The sequence below is a fragment of the Bradyrhizobium sp. SZCCHNR1043 genome (assembly GCF_032489675.1).
GTDB lineage: Bacteria > Pseudomonadota > Alphaproteobacteria > Rhizobiales > Xanthobacteraceae > Bradyrhizobium.
On the sequence record NZ_JAUEYN010000008.1, the window covers coordinates 157,244 to 174,656 of the forward strand.

16 protein-coding genes, 1 tRNA gene and 1 pseudogene are annotated in these 17,413 nt (G+C 65.8%); 7 read left to right on the forward strand and 11 right to left on the reverse strand.

The annotated features are described in order from the left end of the window. Positions 1 to 360 precede the first annotated feature (360 nt). The 8 genes from QX039_RS15695 to secE all read right to left on the reverse strand — a co-directional run bounded on the left by QX039_RS15695 (position 361) and on the right by secE (position 7,089). On the reverse strand, positions 361 to 1,008 hold the full coding sequence (locus QX039_RS15695) for an Isoquinoline 1-oxidoreductase subunit (protein ID WP_315771154.1): 648 nt from the start codon (positions 1,006 to 1,008) through the stop codon (positions 361 to 363). Then, entirely contained in the window at positions 1,005 to 3,188 is a 2,184-nt protein-coding gene (locus QX039_RS15700) for a xanthine dehydrogenase family protein molybdopterin-binding subunit (protein ID WP_315771153.1), read from the reverse strand. The genes QX039_RS15695 and QX039_RS15700 overlap by 4 nt, the downstream gene beginning before the upstream one ends. A 2-nt stretch (positions 3,189 to 3,190) precedes the next feature. Beyond that, positions 3,191 to 3,655, reverse strand: a complete 465-nt coding sequence (locus QX039_RS15705) for a (2Fe-2S)-binding protein (protein WP_315737587.1) — start codon at positions 3,653 to 3,655, stop codon at positions 3,191 to 3,193. Positions 3,656 to 3,871: 216 nt separating this feature from the next. Continuing rightward, complete coding sequence (locus QX039_RS15710) at positions 3,872 to 4,822, reverse strand: 2-hydroxyacid dehydrogenase (protein ID WP_315737586.1); 951 nt, start codon at positions 4,820 to 4,822, stop codon at positions 3,872 to 3,874. 79 nt (positions 4,823 to 4,901) lie between these two features. Continuing rightward, entirely contained in the window at positions 4,902 to 5,594 is a 693-nt protein-coding gene (gene rplA, locus QX039_RS15715; RefSeq protein WP_315754183.1) for a 50S ribosomal protein L1, read from the reverse strand. A gap of 6 nt (positions 5,595 to 5,600) precedes the next feature. Continuing rightward, on the reverse strand, positions 5,601 to 6,029 hold the full coding sequence (gene rplK / locus QX039_RS15720; protein WP_012045056.1) for a 50S ribosomal protein L11: 429 nt from the start codon (positions 6,027 to 6,029) through the stop codon (positions 5,601 to 5,603). A gap of 311 nt (positions 6,030 to 6,340) precedes the next feature. Then, on the reverse strand, positions 6,341 to 6,898 hold the full coding sequence (gene nusG / locus QX039_RS15725) for a transcription termination/antitermination protein NusG (protein ID WP_284423110.1): 558 nt from the start codon (positions 6,896 to 6,898) through the stop codon (positions 6,341 to 6,343). After that, the gene (secE, locus tag QX039_RS15730) at positions 6,898 to 7,089 is read right to left on the reverse strand and encodes a preprotein translocase subunit SecE (protein WP_006611822.1); all 192 of its coding nucleotides are present in this window, start codon (positions 7,087 to 7,089) and stop codon (positions 6,898 to 6,900) included. Before secE ends, nusG begins: the two co-directional genes overlap by 1 nt. A 425-nt stretch (positions 7,090 to 7,514) precedes the next feature. On the opposite strand from secE, the gene QX039_RS15735 reads away from it, so the two are divergent. After that, the gene (locus tag QX039_RS15735) at positions 7,515 to 8,756 is read left to right on the forward strand and encodes an ABC transporter substrate-binding protein (protein WP_315771152.1); all 1,242 of its coding nucleotides are present in this window, start codon (positions 7,515 to 7,517) and stop codon (positions 8,754 to 8,756) included. Positions 8,757 to 8,845: 89 nt separating this feature from the next. Here QX039_RS15735 and QX039_RS15740 read toward each other — a convergent pair. Then, a tRNA-Trp gene (locus tag QX039_RS15740) sits at positions 8,846 to 8,921 on the reverse strand. Between the two features lie 150 nt (positions 8,922 to 9,071). Here QX039_RS15740 and QX039_RS15745 point away from each other — a divergent pair. Beyond that, positions 9,072 to 10,307 (forward strand): serine hydrolase domain-containing protein, encoded by a 1,236-nt coding sequence (locus tag QX039_RS15745; RefSeq protein WP_315771150.1) that lies wholly within the window; start codon positions 9,072 to 9,074, stop codon positions 10,305 to 10,307. A gap of 317 nt (positions 10,308 to 10,624) precedes the next feature. On the opposite strand, the gene QX039_RS15750 is transcribed toward QX039_RS15745, so the two are convergent. Continuing rightward, a complete protein-coding gene (locus tag QX039_RS15750) occupies positions 10,625 to 11,392 on the reverse strand; it encodes an SDR family oxidoreductase (protein WP_315737581.1) in 768 nt (255 codons plus the stop codon). 150 nt (positions 11,393 to 11,542) lie between these two features. Continuing rightward, positions 11,543 to 12,250 (reverse strand): histidine phosphatase family protein, encoded by a 708-nt coding sequence (locus QX039_RS15755; RefSeq protein WP_315771148.1) that lies wholly within the window; start codon positions 12,248 to 12,250, stop codon positions 11,543 to 11,545. Positions 12,251 to 12,396: 146 nt separating this feature from the next. Here QX039_RS15755 and QX039_RS15760 point away from each other — a divergent pair, with 146 nt between their 5' ends. The 5 genes and pseudogenes from QX039_RS15760 to QX039_RS15780 all read left to right on the forward strand — a co-directional run bounded on the left by QX039_RS15760 (position 12,397) and on the right by QX039_RS15780 (position 17,181). Further along, complete coding sequence (locus tag QX039_RS15760) at positions 12,397 to 13,182, forward strand: SDR family oxidoreductase (RefSeq protein WP_315771147.1); 786 nt, start codon at positions 12,397 to 12,399, stop codon at positions 13,180 to 13,182. Between the two features lie 876 nt (positions 13,183 to 14,058). Next, positions 14,059 to 14,319: pseudogene (locus QX039_RS15765) on the forward strand (M20/M25/M40 family metallo-hydrolase); the annotation flags it as partial. Between the two features lie 31 nt (positions 14,320 to 14,350). Further along, positions 14,351 to 14,740 carry an Imm8 family immunity protein gene (locus QX039_RS15770; RefSeq protein WP_315737578.1) on the forward strand — a complete coding sequence of 130 codons (390 nt, stop codon included), beginning with the start codon at positions 14,351 to 14,353 and terminating at the stop codon, positions 14,738 to 14,740. Positions 14,741 to 15,052: 312 nt separating this feature from the next. Beyond that, positions 15,053 to 16,591 (forward strand): YadA-like family protein, encoded by a 1,539-nt coding sequence (locus QX039_RS15775; protein WP_315737577.1) that lies wholly within the window; start codon positions 15,053 to 15,055, stop codon positions 16,589 to 16,591. Between the two features lie 17 nt (positions 16,592 to 16,608). Continuing rightward, positions 16,609 to 17,181: a hypothetical protein gene (locus QX039_RS15780; protein WP_409998843.1), complete on the forward strand. Its 573-nt coding sequence runs from the start codon at positions 16,609 to 16,611 to the stop codon at positions 17,179 to 17,181. Positions 17,182 to 17,413 lie beyond the last annotated feature (232 nt).

Consider the following 17,413-nt stretch of genomic DNA (forward strand, 5'->3'; position numbering starts at 1 on the left):
GGCATTCGAGAGCAGAAAGATCCTTCTTCCTTCCGGGTCATCCAAACGGATATCCTCAAAAGGAATGCTGATCCTCTAGGCTTTCGGAATGCGCACACGGGCGCGCCAGCAAAAGCCGACCCGCCCGGAAGCCGGTTCTTTAACGGGTGAATGGCGACTTGCCAAGACCCCAAGAGCAAAAATCGCACCAGTTACGTCGGCCAGTCCCGTAGCCCGCATGAGCGTCAGCCAGCGCCCAACGGGCGCAGGCGGAAGCGAGATGCGGGACTCTCGCCAGACCGTCGCGCGGAGAAACCGGCCCCGGAGATCGCTTCCGCCTTCGCCCGAGTGGCTCCGGCGGCGCTCTTCCGGGCTACCCGTCTACCCCTTCGGGCAGGACGCCCCGGCCTCGGCCCAGGCCTTGATCAGCTCGCCGAACTGCTTCTGAGTCCCCGGCGCCGGCGTCCGCCCTGCTCCCGGATTCCAGCCCCAGCCGACCAGTTCGTCCTCAGCCATATGATGAATCAGCTGGGCCATGGTCTTGCCGCCGTTGAGCTTCGGGTCCTTGATCTGGGTGCAGATCTGGCCGAGTGATCGGCCCTGCCAGGCCATCTCGATCGGCGCCAGCTGCCACTTCGGATTGCCGGGCACGCGCGCCGGGTCGAAATTGGCTTCGTGGTGACAGGTCGTGCAGGCGAGCCCGCCGGGCGCGCCCATGCCGGCCTCGCCGCGGACCACCAGCGGCTGGTGCGGAATCATCTTGTCGGTCTGGGTCGGACGATCGCCGGCCGGATGGCAGTTCATGCAGCGCGGCGACTGCAGCACCTTGCCGGCCTCCTCGAACAGCGCCACCGCGCGCTCCTCCTTGTTCTTGATCTTCGCGAAGTCCGCTGCCGGCTTCAGGCCATTGGCCACGCGGGTCGCCTCGGGCGCGGCATAGGCGCGCTGAAGCCCCGGATAGGCCGCGACGGCAACCGCAGCCAGGCAGCCGGCGAGCAACGCCATCGCCCCCGTTCTAACCAGTCTCATGCAGTGTCTCCCGGCCGGATCGGCAATTGCGTGGGGCGCGGCAGGCCGAGCTTCGCCATGGCGTTGGCGACGGCCGGTCCGAGCGGCGGGACGCCGGGCTCGCCTACCCCCGATGGCTTCTCTGTCGACGGCACGATCGCGACCTCGATCTCGGGCATCTCGTGGATGCGCAGCGAGCGGTAGGTATCGAAATTGCCCGACACCGGACGTCCCTCGTCGAGCGGCTGCTGCGCATAGAGGATGTGGCCCAGCGCAAAGCCGATGCCGCCCTCCATCTGGGCGCGGATGATGTCGGGATTGACCGCGACGCCGCAGTCGACAGCGCACCAGACCTTGTGCACGACCGGTCCGTCGGCGCCCATCGACAGCTCGACCACCTGGGCGACGTAGGTGTTGAAGCTCTCGACCACGGCAACGCCGCGGGCGCGGCCCGCCTCGAGCTTGGCGCCCTTCCAGTCCGCGAGCTCGGCGACCGCCTGGAGCACACCGGCGTGACGCGGCTTGTCGGCCATCATCGCCAGTCGCCCCTCCACCGGATCCTGGCCGACGGCTTCGAGCAGCTGATCGACGAACGCCTCGACAGCGTAGCCGGTATGGGTGTGGCCGACGGAGCGCCACCACAGCACGGGCACGCCGACATCGACCTGGTGCAGGTCGCAGCGGAAGTTCGGCACCTGGTACGGGATCTCGTTCGAGCCCTCATAGGCGGTCGCATCGAGACCGTTCTTCATGGTCATCGCCTCGAACGGCGAGCCCTTCATGATCGACTGCCCGACGATCGTATCCGACCACGCCACGATCTTGCCGTCGCGAACGACGCCGCGCATGCGATGCAGGCTGAACGGCCGGTAGTAGCCGCCGCGCATGTCGTCCTCGCGGGTCCACACCAGCTTGACCGGACGTCCCGGCCCGATCGCCTTGGCGACCTGCGCCAGCTCCATGGCGACATGGGTCGACTGCTGCGCGCGCCGGCCGAAGCTGCCGCCGGCGAGAATCGTCTTGAGATCGACCTTGGCGATGTCGAGCCCCAGCACCTGCGCGATCACGGCGTGATCAGGCGTCGGAAACTGGCTGCCGTAGCGCGCCGACGCGGTGTCGCCCTTCCAATGCAGGAAGGCGTTGATCGGCTCCATCGGCGCATGCGCCAGATAGGGGAAGACGAACTCGGTCTCGATCAGCTTGCCGCCCTTGGCGATCTCGGCGTCGACATCGCCCTCCTGCTTGACCAGCGCGCCCTGCTTCTTCGCACGTGCGCGAAACTCCTCCAGCAATTGCGCCGTGCCGCGCGTCTCCGCCTTGCTGTCGTCCCAGGTGATCTTGAGCAGGTCGCGTGCCGTCTTGGCCGGCCAAAAGCCCTCCGCATAGACGGCGACGCCATTCGGCACCTCCTTGACGTCGACGACGCCAGGCACGGCCTTCGCTGCTGATGCGTCGAAGGAGGCCACCTTGCCGCCGAACCGCGGCGAGCGCGCCACCAGCACGGTCAAGGTCCCCGGATCCTTGATGTCGAGCGTGTACTCGGCCGAGCCGTTCGACTTCGCCACGCTGTCGAGCCGGGTCACGGCGCCTTCCTTGCCGATCAGCTTGAAGGCGGAGGGATCCTTGAGCTGCGGGTTCGCCGGCACCGGCTGTTGCATCGCCTTCGCGGCCAGCGCGCCGAAACCGCTCTGCTTGCCGGAGGGATGTCTAACGATACCTTTATCGACCGTGATCTCCTCGGCCGGCACCTTCCATTCGTCGGCAGCCGCAGCCACCAGCATCGCGCGCGCGGCGGCGCCGACCTTGCGCATCTGCTCGTAGGAATTGGCGATCGCGCTCGAGCCGCCAGTGCCCTGCACCCCGAACAAGAGATTCTTGTAGAGCACCGGATTCGAGGGCGCATGATCGGCGCGCATCTGCGACCAATCGGCATCGAGCTCCTCAGCCACCAGGGTGGCCATGCCGGTGAACGGGCCCTGTCCGAACTCGATGTGCTTGCAGAGAACGGTGACGGTGTCGTCCTGGCCGATCACCAGAAACGTGTTCGGCGCGATGTTGACGGATTTTGCCGCAGCAGCGTCCTGCGCGTAGGCGACGCCGTTGCGCGCGACATAGGTGGCGAGCACGAACCCAGCGCCGGCTTTCAACAGCGAGCGGCGCGACAAGGTCGCAGCGGCTTCAGATTTCACATGAAGGTTCATGATCAGCCCTCCAGAGTCTTGGCGGCCGAATGAATTGCGGCGCGGATGCGGACATAGCTGGCGCAGCGGCAGATGTTGCCGTTCATTGCGAGATCGATGTCCTGGTCGCTGGGCTTCGGGGTCAGGCTGAGCAGCGCGGCCGCGCTCATCACCTGGCCCGACTGGCAGTAGCCACATTGTGGCACATCGTGCGCGGCCCATGCCCTCTGGACGGCAACCGCTTCTTTGCTGGAGAGCCCCTCGATCGTCGTCACCTCGCTCTTCCCGACTGCCGACACCGGCAACGAGCAGGAGCGCACCGTCTGACCGTCGAGATAGACTGTGCAGGCCCCGCATTGCGCAACGCCGCAGCCATATTTGGTGCCGGTCAGCCCAACATTGTCGCGAATGGCCCAGAGCAACGGAGTGCCGGGGTCGACATCAACCTGATGCTCCCGCCCATTGATCTTCAAAGTGAACGCCGCCATGGCCCCTCGCTCTATCTGTCGTCCTAACAGCAAGAGTTAGAAGCATTCGAGAATGGTTCGCAATTCACAGAGATGTGCAGTGCGTCAAAATATTTCTGCGCGGGGCGGAACGTTTTGGACGTAGCAGCCCGCATCAGCGTCAGCCACAGCCCGCAAAGGCGAAAGCGACATGGGGGATGGTCCGTCCCGGGTCGTTCCGCTCGCCCGGGCTACGAGCTACTTGACTTGATAAGGCATCATCTCGCCGGCGAAGAACGCTGTGAGATTCGCCACCACGCAGGCCTGCATCGCGACGTGCGACTCCCTGGTGTTGCCGCCGATATGCGGCGTCACCACCACGTTGGGCAGGGAGGTCAGCTCATCCGGCGCATGCGGCTCCGTCTCGAACACGTCGAGGCCGGCACCGGCAACGGTACCCTCCTTGAGCGCCGCCACCAGCGCCCGCTCGTCGATGACCGAGCCGCGCGAGATGTTGACGATGTGGCCGTCGGTGCCGAGCTTCTTGAGGAGGTCGGCGTTGACGACGTGGGTGGTCTCGGCGCTGGCACGGACGGCGATCATCAGCACGGTGCACCATTCGGCGAGCGCATCGAGGCTCGGGAAATATTGATACGGCAGATCGTCATAGCGGGTGCGGTTGAAATAGCCGACCTCAGTCTCGAAGGCGGCTACGCGGCTCGCGATCTTGCGGCCGATCTCGCCCATGCCGTAGACGCCGACCTTGCAGCCGGCGAGACCGGGCGGCGGCTTCATCAGCGGCGATGGTTTTGCGGACGCCCAGCCCCCGTCGCGGACATAGGCGTCTGCCACCGTCAGCCGCCGCGTGGTCGCCAGCATCAACATCACAGCGACGTCTGCGACCGCCGCGGCATTGGCGCCCGGGCTGTGGCCGACGGCGATGTTACGGGCCGCGGCCGCCTTCAGGTCGACGCCGTCGTAACCGGTGCCATAGCAGACGATGGCCCCGAGCGCCGGCAGCCTGTCCATGTCGGCAGCCCCCAGCGGCGTGCCGCCGGCCGTGATCAGCGCCCGGATCCGCGCGACCTCGTCCGCCGGAAACACCTCGTGCGCCGGCTTGCCGCCGCTGTCGAGCAGATCGAACCGATCGGCAAAGCGCTGGGTCAAGGATTTCGGGAGGCGGGAATAGATCAGGACCTTGTCGGGCATGTCGGCCGGTACTCCAAAATGCGAAGGGCGGGATCGATGAACGATCCCGCCCTCCCCAATCTAACCTATGCTTGGCCGCTCAGGCGAGCACGGTGCCCGGCTCGACCTTGACGCCCGGGCCCATCGTCGAGGAGACGGCGACGCGCTGGACGTAGGTGCCCTTGGCGCCCGCCGGCTTGGCCTTCACGACCGCATCCGCCAGCGCCTTGATGTTCTCGACCAGCTTGTCCTCGGCGAACGAGGCCTTGCCGACGCCGGCCTGGATGATGCCGGCCTTCTCGACGCGGAACTCGACCGAACCGCCCTTGGCGCCCTTGACGGCACCGGCGACGTCCATGGTCACGGTGCCGATCTTCGGGTTCGGCATCATGCCGCGCGGACCGAGCACCTTACCGAGACGGCCGACCAGCGGCATCATGTCGGGGGTGGCGATACAGCGGTCGAAGTCGATGTTGCCGTTCTGCACCTTCTCGACCAGGTCCTCCGCGCCGACAACGTCGGCACCGGCGGCCTTGGCTTCCTCGGCCTTGGCGCCGCGGGCGAACACGCCGACGCGCAGCGTGCGGCCGGTGCCGTTCGGCAGCATGACGACGCCGCGGACCATCTGGTCGGCGTGGCGCGGATCGACGCCGAGGTTGATCGAGACCTCGATGGTCTCGTCGAACTTCGAGACGGCCCGCTCCTTGATCATCTTGATCGCGTCAGCAAGCGGGTAGAGCTTGGTGCGATCGATGCCCTCGCGGGCCTTCTTCAAACGCTTTCCGAGTGCCATGGCGCCTTACCCCGCAACTTCCAGACCCATCGAGCGGGCAGAGCCCTCGACCATCTTCATGGCCGACTCGATCGAGTCGCAATTCAGGTCCTTCATCTTCTTCTCGGCGATCTCGCGCACCTGCGCCTTGGTCACCTTGCCGGCCTTGTCGCGGCCCGGCGCCTTCGAGCCGGACTGGATCTTGGCAGCCTGCTTGAGGAAGTAGGACATCGGCGGGGTCTTCATCTCGAAGGTGAAGGACCGGTCCGCATAAATAGTGATGACCACCGGGATCGGGGTGTTCTTCTCTTCCTTCTGGGTCTGCGCGTTGAACGCCTTGCAGAACTCCATGATGTTGAGACCGCGCTGACCCAGCGCGGGGCCGATCGGCGGCGACGGGTTGGCCGCACCGGCCGGGACCTGAAGCTTCAGGTAACCGGTTACTTTCTTTGCCATTATGACTCTCCAATGCGTTCGCGATTCTGCCTGATGCGAACGCAACGCCTTCGGGCGACAAAACCCTCAGGCGAGGTTTGGGACCGTGGTCCGGCGCGCTTCATCCGGCTGGCAAAGCCGGTCACGCCTCCCACGAACGAAATCGCCCCCCGGTTGGGGAGCGAAGGGCGCCCGATACACGAGATCAGACGAAAAGGAAAGGGCTGAGCCCTTTCGTAGCCCGGGCGAGCGCAGCGACCCCGGGGGGCATCGCCGGCATCAGTGTGAACCCGGATGTCGCTGCGCTCATCCGGGCTACCGCCCCACGAGGCTTAACCGACGATCTTCTCGACCTGGTTGAATTCCAGTTCGACCGGGGTGGCGCGGCCGAAGATCGACACCGCGACCTTGACCCGCGAGCGCGCCTCGTCGATTTCCTCGACCACGCCAGAGAACGAGGCGAACGGGCCGTCGGCGACGCGGACGTTCTCGCCGATCTCGAACGACACCGAGGATTTCGGCCGCTCCACGCCTTCCTGCATCTGGTTCAGGATGCGCATCGCCTCGCCTTCGGAGATCGGCATCGGCTTGTTCTCGGCGCCGAGGAAGCCGGTCACCTTGGGCGTGTTCTTGATCAGGTGGAACGCCTCGTCGGTCAGCTTCATCTTCACCAGCACGTAGCCGGGGAAGAACTTGCGCTCAGCGTCGATCTTGCGGCCGCGGCGCACCTCGGTGACCTTCTCGATCGGCACCAGCACCTGCTCGAACAGGTCCTCGAGATTGCGCTGCTTGGCCTGCTCGCGGATCGACTCCGCGACCTTCTTCTCGAAGTTCGAATAGGCGTGGACGATGTACCAGCGCTTGTCGGAGCTTTGCGTTGCGGTTGCCATCAGTGAATGCCCAGCACGAGGGTGATGAGATAACGGATGATCTGATCGGCGGCGAAGAAGAACACCGAGGCCAGCGCCACCATCACGAACACCATGATCGTGGTGATGGTGACCTCGCGACGGCTCGGCCACGAGACCTTGGCGGTCTCCGAGCGCACTTCCTGCAGGAATTTGAACGGGCTGGTAGCCATCGTCAGGGGTCCGCGTCCGTCATCGGACGATTGAAGAGTTGACTGGGAAAACCGAACAGCCGTCCTTGGCCCACCCTCTTGTCGGAGAGATGAGCCGAATCCACGGGCTCGCTTGTTCGGGGAGTGAAAAGCCGCGCCGGATATCCGCTTTTATCGCGGGCCGGCTGCAGGTTGCCAAGATATCTACTGTCCGGCCGGTCAAAGGTCAAGATATGGGCATGCCGGGCCTCGGCGGTCATTCCCGTGGCAGGCCCCCGCCAGGCTCGCAACAACGCGGTTTTTCGTGCCGCGGCAGGCCATTTCCGCACCACGGCAGGTTGAGCAGTTGCCGCGACGAAATGCCCGCGGTGGAGCGGCTCCTGCTCTTGCCGGGCCTGCGCCACCCGCTCATTCTCGTCCGCACAAGAACAATCCGGAGGAAACCCATGACCTTTGCCCCGCGCAAGGGACGGACGCGCCTTGCCGCCGTCAGCCTTGCTGCTCTCGGTCTTGCCGCTCTCGCCCTCACCGCCGTCCCTGCCTGTGCCCAGGCCCAAGCCCCGCTCAAGATCGGCGTGCTCAGCGACTTCTCGTCGGTCTATTCGGACATCGGCGGCCAGGGCAATCTCGAGGCCACCAAGCTCGCGGTCGAGGAGTTCGGCGGCAGCATGTTCGGCAAGCCGATCGAGGTGATCAGCGCCGATCCGCAGAACAAGGCCGACATCGCCGCCGCGATCGTGCGCAAATGGTACGAGAACGAGGCCGTCGACATGGTCATCGACATGCCGACCTCGGCGACCGCGCTCGCCGGCATGGAGATGTCGAAGCAGTTCGAGAAGCTGATGATCGTGACGGATGCCGCGAGCTCCGACATCACCGGCAAGTCCTGCTCGCCCTACACCGTGCACTGGACCTACGACACCTACGGCAACGCGCACACGGTCGGCAGCGCCATCGTCAAGAACGGCGGCAACACCTGGTTCTTCATCACCGCCGACTATCTGTTCGGCCATTCGATCGAGCGCGACACCGGCGACGTCGTGCGCGCGGCCGGCGGCACGGTGGTCGGCAGCGCCCGCCATCCCCTCAACAACCAGGATTTCTCGTCCTTCCTGCTTCAGGCGCAGGCCTCCAAGGCCAAGATCATCGGCATGGCCAATGGCGGTGGCGACACCATCAACACCATCAAGCAGGCCGCCGAGTTCGGCATCGTCGCCGGCGGCCAGAACCTCGCCGGCATCGTGATGTTCATCTCCGACATCCACAGCCTCGGCCTGAAGCTCGCCCAGGGCCTGATCATCACCGAGGCGTATTACTGGGATCTCAACGACCGCACCCGGGCGTTCGGCAAGAAGTTCTTCGAGCGCATGAAGCGGATGCCGACCATGAACCAGGCGGCGACCTACAGCGCGACCCTGCACTATCTCAACGCGGTCAAGGCAGCAGGCAGTCGCGACACCAAGCCGGTGCTCGCCAAGATGCGCGAGACCCCGGTGCGCGACGCCTTCACCGACAACGGCGTCGTCCGCGAGGACGGCCGCATGGTGCACTCGATGTTCCTGTTCGAGGTGAAGAAGCCCGAGGAGTCGAAGGGCCCGTGGGACTATTACAAGGTGCTGGCCGAGGTGCCCGGCGACCAGGTGTTCCGGCCGATGAAGGACGGCAACTGTCCTTATGTGAAGCAATAAGGGGTTGCTGAAATGCATTCGGGGCTCGCGCGTTGCGGGCCCCGGCCTAACCTGTCTCGTCGACTTTTGCCTTAAGTGCTTGATCTCGCTGGCAGGAGTGGAGAGGCTCGAACTCCCAACCCCCGGTTTTGGAGACCGGTGCTCTACCAATTGAGCTACACTCCTAGCGAGCCGGGACAGTGTCGCCGGTTCGCGCGCTTTGAAGCATAGACCTCCCCCCGAATGCAAGGGTGCAATGGGGCAAATCGACTGGTCAGACCACAACTTCCGCGCCAGACTTGATGCAAACCGACAACAGGACTTCAGGGAGAGCCCATGACCCCGCCGACTGCCGCATCCAGCGCGCACCTTTCCGCGCTCCGCTCGCTGACGCCGCCGCTGCCGGATGACCGCCCCGAGGCGCTGGGCCTGTCCCAGGCGCGGCTGCAGCGAGCTTCGGATGCGTTCAAGCGCGAGGCCGACAAGGGAACCATCCCCGGCGCCACCCTGCTGGTCGGCCGCCGCGGCCGGATCGGCTGGTTCGACGCCATCGGCCGGCAAGCGCCCGACGCCGACACGCCGATGCGGCCGGATTCGATCTTCCGCATCTTCTCGATGACCAAGCCGATCGTCTCGCTCGGGATCATGATGCTGGTCGAGGACGGCGAGCTGTTGCTGTCCGACCCGGTCGCCAAGTTCATCCCGGAATTCGGCGAGCAGAAAGTGGGCGTCGAGACCTGCGGCAAGCTGGAGCTGGTGCCGATCGCCCAGCCGATGACGGTCCAGGACCTGCTGCGCCACACCTCGGGCCTGGCGTATGAGCACACCGGCACCGGGCCGGTGCACCAGCTCTACCAGCAATCGCGGGTGCGCAGCCGCAAGATCACCAATGCCGAGCACGCGGCCATCGTCGCCGGCCTGCCGCTGATCTGCCAGCCCAGCGCCGAGTTCAACTACAGCCGCTCGACCGACATCCTCGGACGGATCATCGAGGTCGTCGCAGGCACATCGCTCGGCGCCTTTCTCTCCGAGCGCATCCTCAAGCCGCTCGGCATGAATGAGACCGACTTCTTCACGAGCGAGGCCAATGCGCACCGGCTCGCCGAGCCGTTCGCGAAGGACCCGTGGACCGGCGAGGCGGTCAACCTGTTCAAGATGACCGAGCAGCCGCTGATGGAATCCGGCGGCGGCGGGCTGGTGGCGACCACGATGGACTACGCCCGCTTCTGCGCGATGCTGCTCAGCAAGGGCAGCCTCGACGGCACCCGGCTGGTCGGCCGCAAGACGCTCGAGCTGATGGCCTCCGACCATCTCGGGCCGCACGTGAAGACGGTCGGCACCCTGCTGTCGCCCGGTCACGGCTTCGGCCTCGGCTTCGCGGTGCGCCGCGAGGCCGGCATCGCGCCATTCCCCGGCTCGCCCGGCACCTTCTTCTGGAGCGGCATCGCCGGCACGTTCTTCTGGATCGATCCGAAGGAGGAGCTGTTCTGCGTGTTCATGGCGCAGGCCCCCGGACAACGCGACTACCTGCGCACGCTGGTGCGCGACGTGGTGTATGCGGCCGTGGAGTGAGGGCGCCTGCTTCGTAGCACGGATGAGCGCAGCGACATCCGGGATATCCGCTCTCGTCATGTGACCCCGCATATCGCTTCGCTCATGCGGGCAACAACGCTGTGTTCGCGGCGAATGCGGGCCTGCCCCGTTTGCCCGGATGGCGCGACAACCACTGCTGTCGTCCCGGCGAACGCCGGGACCCATACCGCGTGATTTGTCGAGGGACGTCACTGCCAGTTGCCGGCCTCATGCCGGCCGGTGGTTATGGGTCCCCGCGTTCGCGGGGACGACACCGTTGGATGAGGCCATGGCACCGGCCCCACTGACAGCTCTCCTCAACTGATCGTCGCGCCGCCGTCGATCACCATGGTCTGTCCCGTCATGAAGTTGCCGGCGGCCGAGCCCAGGAACACCGCAGCGCCGGCGATCTCGTCGGGGATGCCGATGCGGAGCAGCGGCGAGCGGGCGGTCGAGGCCTTGAGGTTCTCCGGATTGTCCCACAGCGCCTTGGCGAAATCGGTCTTGATCAGGCCGGGCGCGATGCAGTTCACGCGCACATTGTGCGGGCCGTATTCGCAGGCGAGGTTGCGCGCGAGCTGCATGTCGGCGGCCTTGGAGATCGCGTAGGCACCGAGGATGGTCGAGCCCTTCAGGCCGCCGATCGAGGAGACGATGATGATCGAGCCGTCCTTGCGCGCGATCATCTGCGGCACGACCATGCTGATCAGCCAGTTGTTGGCGACGATGTTGTTGTCGAGGATCTTGCGGAATTGATCGTCGGAGATGCCCGCGAGCGGCCCGTAATACGGGTTCGACGCCGCGTTGCAGACCAGCACGTCGATCCTGCCGTAGATGCGGTTGGCCTCGTCGACGAGGTTCTGCAGGTTCTCCTTGCTGGAGATGTTGGCGGCGACCGCGGCCGCGGTACCCGCTCCAAATCGCTCATTGAGCTCCTTGGCGACAGCATCGCAGACATCCGCCTTGCGCGAAGAGATCACCACCTTGGCGCCGTGCTCGGCCATGCGTTCGGCAATGGCGAGCCCGATGCCGCGCGTGGATCCGGTGATGACGGCGACCTTGCCGGTCATGTCGAACAGGGTCATTGGGAGTCCTCCTTGGCTTGTTGGAATGTCGTCGGCTCCGACGGCTCATTGTAAGTCCCGTAGCCCGGATGAGCGCAGCGACATCCGGGGTCTCACGTGCTGTCCCGGTGAACCCGCATGTCGCTGCGCTCATCCGGGCTACGGGATGCCTCACGCCAGCTTGCTCGTCGTCAGCTCCGGCCCAGCCGGCTGATGCATCGCCTTGTGCCTTGCATCCGCGATCCACGGCTGCTGATTGACCATTGGCAGGCGCCATGTGCTGGTCTCGCCGGCCACGATGTGGTCGAGCCGGGTCACCGAGCAATTGTCGATGTCGAAGGCCAGCCCCTTCTCGACCAGGCCGCCGAGCGCCAGGCCAACAGCCGCCTTGATGGTGCCGCCATGGCCGACGGCGATGACGTCGCGGCCGGCTTCCGAAACCGTGATGCGCGCAATCGCCGCTGTCACGCGGGTGTACAGATCCATGTAGCTCTCGCCGCCCGGCGCCGGCTCATCGATGTCGGCGAACCAGTGGCTGCCCGCCGGCCGGCTCGCCAGGAACGCGGCGCGGTTCATGCCCTGCCATTGCCCGAGATGCTGCTCGGCAAAAGCGGTCTCCCTGATCATCGCTGCGGGACGCGGGAATCCGGCGGCCCAGATCGCCTCCGCAGTCTGATGCGTACGCATCAGATTGCTCGCATACCACACCGCGCTGCGCGGCAGGATTTTCGCGACCGCCTCGAACACCTCGCGATCGGAGGTATCGCAGGCGATGTCGGACTGGCCATAGATGTTGCCGCCGTCGCTGCGCACCGGCGCGTGACGCACCCACCACCAGCGCGTGGTGACGACAGAAGGTTTCGTTCCATCAGCCGACATCGCTCAAACCCTTCCCTCCGCTCGTCTCTCGCTGTACGTGAAGGCCTAGATCGTCTCAAGCCGCTTGGCGATCTCAGCACGTTTGAAACGGCGTTTGAATTCCGTTGCGCGGCACGCAACTGATTACAATTGAAGCAGGAGGAAACATGGGCCGCCTCGAAGGCAAATCCGTCATCATCACCGGCGCCGGCAGCGGCATCGGCCGCGCCGCATCGCTGATGTTCACCAGGGAAGGCGCGCGGCTGATCGCAGTCGATCGCAGCGAAGGCGTCAAGGAGACCGTCGAGCTCGTCAAGCAGCAGGGCGGCATCGCAGAAGCCGTGATCGCCGACGCCGGCTCCGAGGCCGACGTCAGCGGCTTCATCGATCGCGCCGTTGCGACCTATGGCAAGCTCGACGTCATCTGGGCCAATGCCGGCATCTCCGGCGGCTTGATCCCGATCGCCGAGCAGACCGTCGAGCACTGGCAGGAGATCCTGCGCATCAACCTGATCGGCCCGTTCCTCGCGGTCAAACACGCGATGCCGCACATGGTGCGGCAGCAGCGCGGCGCCATCGTCTGCACGGCTTCCGTTGCGGGCCTGAAGTCGGGCGCCTCGGGCCATCCCTATGCCGCAAGCAAGGCCGGCGTCATCAGCCTGGTGCAGACCACCGCCTATTCGCTGTCCGGCACCGGCGTGCGGATCAACGCGGTCTGTCCCGGCCTGATCGAGACCGGCATGACCAAGCCGATCTTCGACGGCGCCAAGGAGCGCGGCACCGAAGGCAAGATCGGCCAGCTCAATCCGCTGAAGCGCGCCGGCCAGCCGCACGAGATCGCGGCGATGGCCCTGTTTCTCGCCAGCGACGAGGCGTCCTACGTCAACGGCCAAGCCTTCCCGGTCGATGGCGGCCTGACGGCGTCGATGCCATATGCGGGAAAACCGATTTAGCCGGGTTGCCGCGCCAAACACCGGTGTCCTCCCGGAGAACGCCGGGACCCATATCCCCTGGCCGGAATGAAGCCAGCAACTGACAGCGACGTCCCTCGCCAGATCACGCGGTATGGGTCCCGGCGTCCGCCGGGACGACAGCTGTTGTTGCCGCGCCACTGCGGCCCGTTCAGCACAGCTGCGCGCAACACACTCCGCTGTCGTTCCCGCGAACGCGGGAACCCATACCGCGGAATCGCGCGAGCAACGTGGCTGCCGGCTGTCCGTCAGGCGACGTTCCTTTCTGCAGCCGTCATTGCGAGCGCAGCGACGGAGTTCAATCATGATGACCGCGTGCAATCATGCAAAATTCTTCCCGCGACGCCTTCGCGCCCGAGTGATCCCGAATTTCACCGCCCTCTCGCATCGAGGGCGCAGGGAAGGCCAGGCGTCGGCTGACGCCTGCGGCCCACCTGCGAAAAAAATGCAGGCGGCAGGTACCACAGGTGCAGCCGAGAACGCCCGGCCTTCCCTGCGCGACGGTCTTAACGCTTACTTCGTGCTCTCCCCGGGGACCGGCTTGATTGCCCCCGTGATCGACGCAACTCGCGAGCGCTGGCGTCAACTTGACCTCGGCACCGGGGTATCAGGACCACGCGACTTCACGTCCGCACACTGCCGTTGGTCCGCACATCAGATAAGCATGCTGCGGCAATCCGCGGCCATCGCCTCCCCGCCTCGCCTGTCGTGACGATCGCGCGCAACGCCCATCCGGTGAGGCGGAATGGGATAAGCAAATCACGAATTCCGAAAACGCGAAAGAAGAATCTTTCGCCTTCGCCGCTGGACGGGACGATCGCCTTGATCGCGCTCGCAAACTCTTTTTGTCGGCGCCAAGACCATCCGCTGGTGACGATCGCCAAGACCCTGGCGGGCCGCAACAGCCACATCAAGGTGTCCTACGGCATCGAGGCCGGGCTGTTCGTCGCGATGGCCGATATTCCCTCCGTGGTGATCGGCCCCGGCGCCATCGCCCAGGCGCACAAGCCGGACGAGTTCATGGAGGTGGCCGAGCTGGAGCAATGTGCCGACATGATCGAGAAGCTGATCGCAAGGTGCAGCGAGCCGAATGGGTTGGATAAACTGGCAAGGCACTGACCCTGATGCCAGCCGCGACCGAGCAAATACGATGAGAGCTGAGCTGAATTTCCTGTCCAGCAGCGATGCCGATCCGCTGCAGCGTTTTGCACCTGATGGCGCCTTCGGCATTTCAGTCAGCGCAATGATCGGACCGCCCGGAGAACAGCGCTACGAGTCGTTCGACTTCGTGATTTGCACGCCCGAATGGTGCGCCTCCAACATGCGCAGCCACATCGAAACCGGACAACACTATCTGTTCGTCCGACTTCGACCATGCGCGCTTGGAAGGATATGTTCAGGCCGATTGCGACAGGAGCGAAGCCGCCATCATGTCCTCCCATTTCATTTTCCGGGGCGTCGGCCCTGGGCTCCATCTCATGACAGCACGCGCGGCCCGATGGATTCCCGGTTCGCGCCAAAGGGCACGCCCCCGGAATGACTGGGAGAAACGCACGCGACGCCTCCGCCCGCCCCCGTGGCCGGCCCGGCGAGCGCCGCACCCCCATTGCCTGTCGTCCTCGCATTTCAAAATATTCCATGTGGCCTGCCGGCCACAGCTGCGCGCGATGGAACCCGCTAAACTGTTCGCGCTTGCGGCGCGGATGTCGGGTTGCCGACGTTGATGCGCCCGGGCTCTCGGTCAGGCAGGTCGGTCTTGCAGGGCGACTCGTGGGCCGAAGCAGATGGGGTTGGGGGACTCTCGATGCAGGTGATCCGGGGCACAGGCCGTGCGGCTGGCGGCAGGTTTGGAATGCGCGCGCGCCGTACCGATCATGGTCGCCTGCGATGGATCGCGGCTGCCGTCCTGCTCTCTTGTGCCGCCCTGCTTCACCCGGCGCCGGCGGCGGCGCAGTTCGTCTGCCAGAGCACCTCCGGCAGCGGCCAGGGCAGCAACGCCTTCGGCTCGACTCTGCCAAACAACGTGGCCTGCGGCATCAGCGTCGACGCCACCGGCGTGAACTCGGCCAACACCGGCCTCGGCGTCAGTGCCAACGCCAGCGGCTCGGCCTCCGCCAACGTCGCGGTCGGCGGCGGCGCATTGAGCTTCAGCGCCCCCAACGCCTCCGGCCTCAACTCGACCAATATCGCCATCGGCGGCGCCGATGCCAGCAGCGGGCTCGACTCCCGCAACATCGCGATCGGCACCAACGCCAATGCCAGCGGGTCGGTGTCCAACAATATCGCGATCGGCACCAATGCCGTTGCCAGCGGCACCGGCGTCGCCGCCACCGCGATCGGCCATGCGGCGACGGCGAGCGGCGACCGCGCCGTCACCGTCGGCGCCAACAGCAGCGTCATCGGCACCGACAGCAGCGCCTATGGCAGCGGCAACATCGTCACCGGCAACAGCAGCGGCGCCTTCGGCACCGGGCAGCACGTCAACGGCAATGGCAGCTTCGCCATCGGCGATCCCAACGTGATGAACGGCAACAACAGCTTCGTCTATGGCGACAACAACACGATCAACACGACCGCCGCCGCAGGCTTCGGCGACAACATCCAGGTGATCGGCTCCAACAACACCGTGGCGGCGACCGCGAGCGCCAACAGCGCCTCGATCCTGGGCAGCGGCAACACCGTCAATGCCGCCAACGCGATGGTGGTCGGCAATGCCAACACGGTGAGCGGCGTCGGTGCGCTGGTGATGGGCAACAACAGCACGGTCAGCGGCGCAGGCGCCGTGGCGCTCGGCTCCGGCACCGCGGTCGCGGGCACCAATGCGGTGGCGATCGGCGCGGGCACGGCGGCCGCCGGCGACAATGCGGCCGCGCTCGGCGCGGGCTCGAGCGCGAACTTCGCCAACTCCACCGCGATCGGCACCGGCGCCGCGACCACGCGCGCCAACCAGGTCGCCGTTGGGACCGCCGCCAGCACCTACACGCTCGCCGGCATCACCTCGGCCGCCAGCAGAAGCGCGCAGTCGGGATCGGTGCAGCTCGTCACCTCGGACGCCTCGGGCAATCTCGCCACCACGACGCTCGCCAGCCTGGGGCTTGCCTCGGCCGGCGACCTCGACCGCATCAACACGCGGCTGAACGATCTGTCGAGCCGCAACAACAAGGCGATGAACGGCGTCTCGATGGCGTTCGCGATGGCCGGCGTGCCGACCCTAATGCCGCAGGAACGCTTCGCCGTGACCATGAACTGGGGCAATTTCCAGAGCACCAACGGCGTTGCCGTCAACGCCGCGGCGCGGATCACCGATCGGGTGCAGCTCAATGCCGGCCTCGGCTATGGCGCCAACGAGAACCTGCTGGGCGCGCGCGTCGGCGTGCGGGTGGGCTGGTAGATCGCCTCGCGATGGTGTTGCGCAAGCTCGTTGGCAAGCCCGTCCGCAAGCTCCTGGCCGGCCTGATCCTGTGCGTTGTCGCCGCAACGGCGGCCGAGGCACAGGACCCGCGCCCCGCGGCCTCGCCGACGCCGACCCAGGCGCCGGCGCAAGCATCCTTGCCGGTCAGCCCGGAGCAGGCGCTCTATCTGATCCGCTCGACGCTGCTGTCGCTCAACGATGCCAACCGCAGTGGCAACTACTCGGTGCTGCGCGATCTCGCCGCGCCCGACTTCCAGGCCCGGAACGCCGCCGCCGATCTCGCGATCGCCTTCATCGACCTGCGCCGGCGCAACGTCGATCTCTATCCCGTGGCGTTGGCCGCGCCGCAGCTCTCCACCCCGCCCTATCTCGATCCCGGCAAGATGCTGCGCCTGACCGGCTTCTTCCCGACGCGGCCGCTGCAGATCAATTTCGACCTGACCTTCCAGAACGTCGACAATCACTGGCGCATCTTCGGCCTCTCGGTGGCGACGCCGCAGGCGCCGGAGCCCGCCCCCGCGGCGTCACCGACGCCGGCCAGGAAAGGTGCGGCAACGGGGAAGAATTGAGCGCGGCAGCTTGCCGGTCATCCCCGGTGTCACATTCCGGGATCGACCGACGAGTTGCGACGTTGAAAACGTCGATTGGACATTCGATCCCTTCACACACGTCATTCCGGGGCGAGGCGCGAGCCCGGACTCCATTTGACGGCGGAGTTCAGCGCCAGAGGGAGCCCGGGCTCGATGCTCCGCATCGCCCCGGAATGACGAGCGTGGCGCGGCATGTCTTCCGTCATCGCGA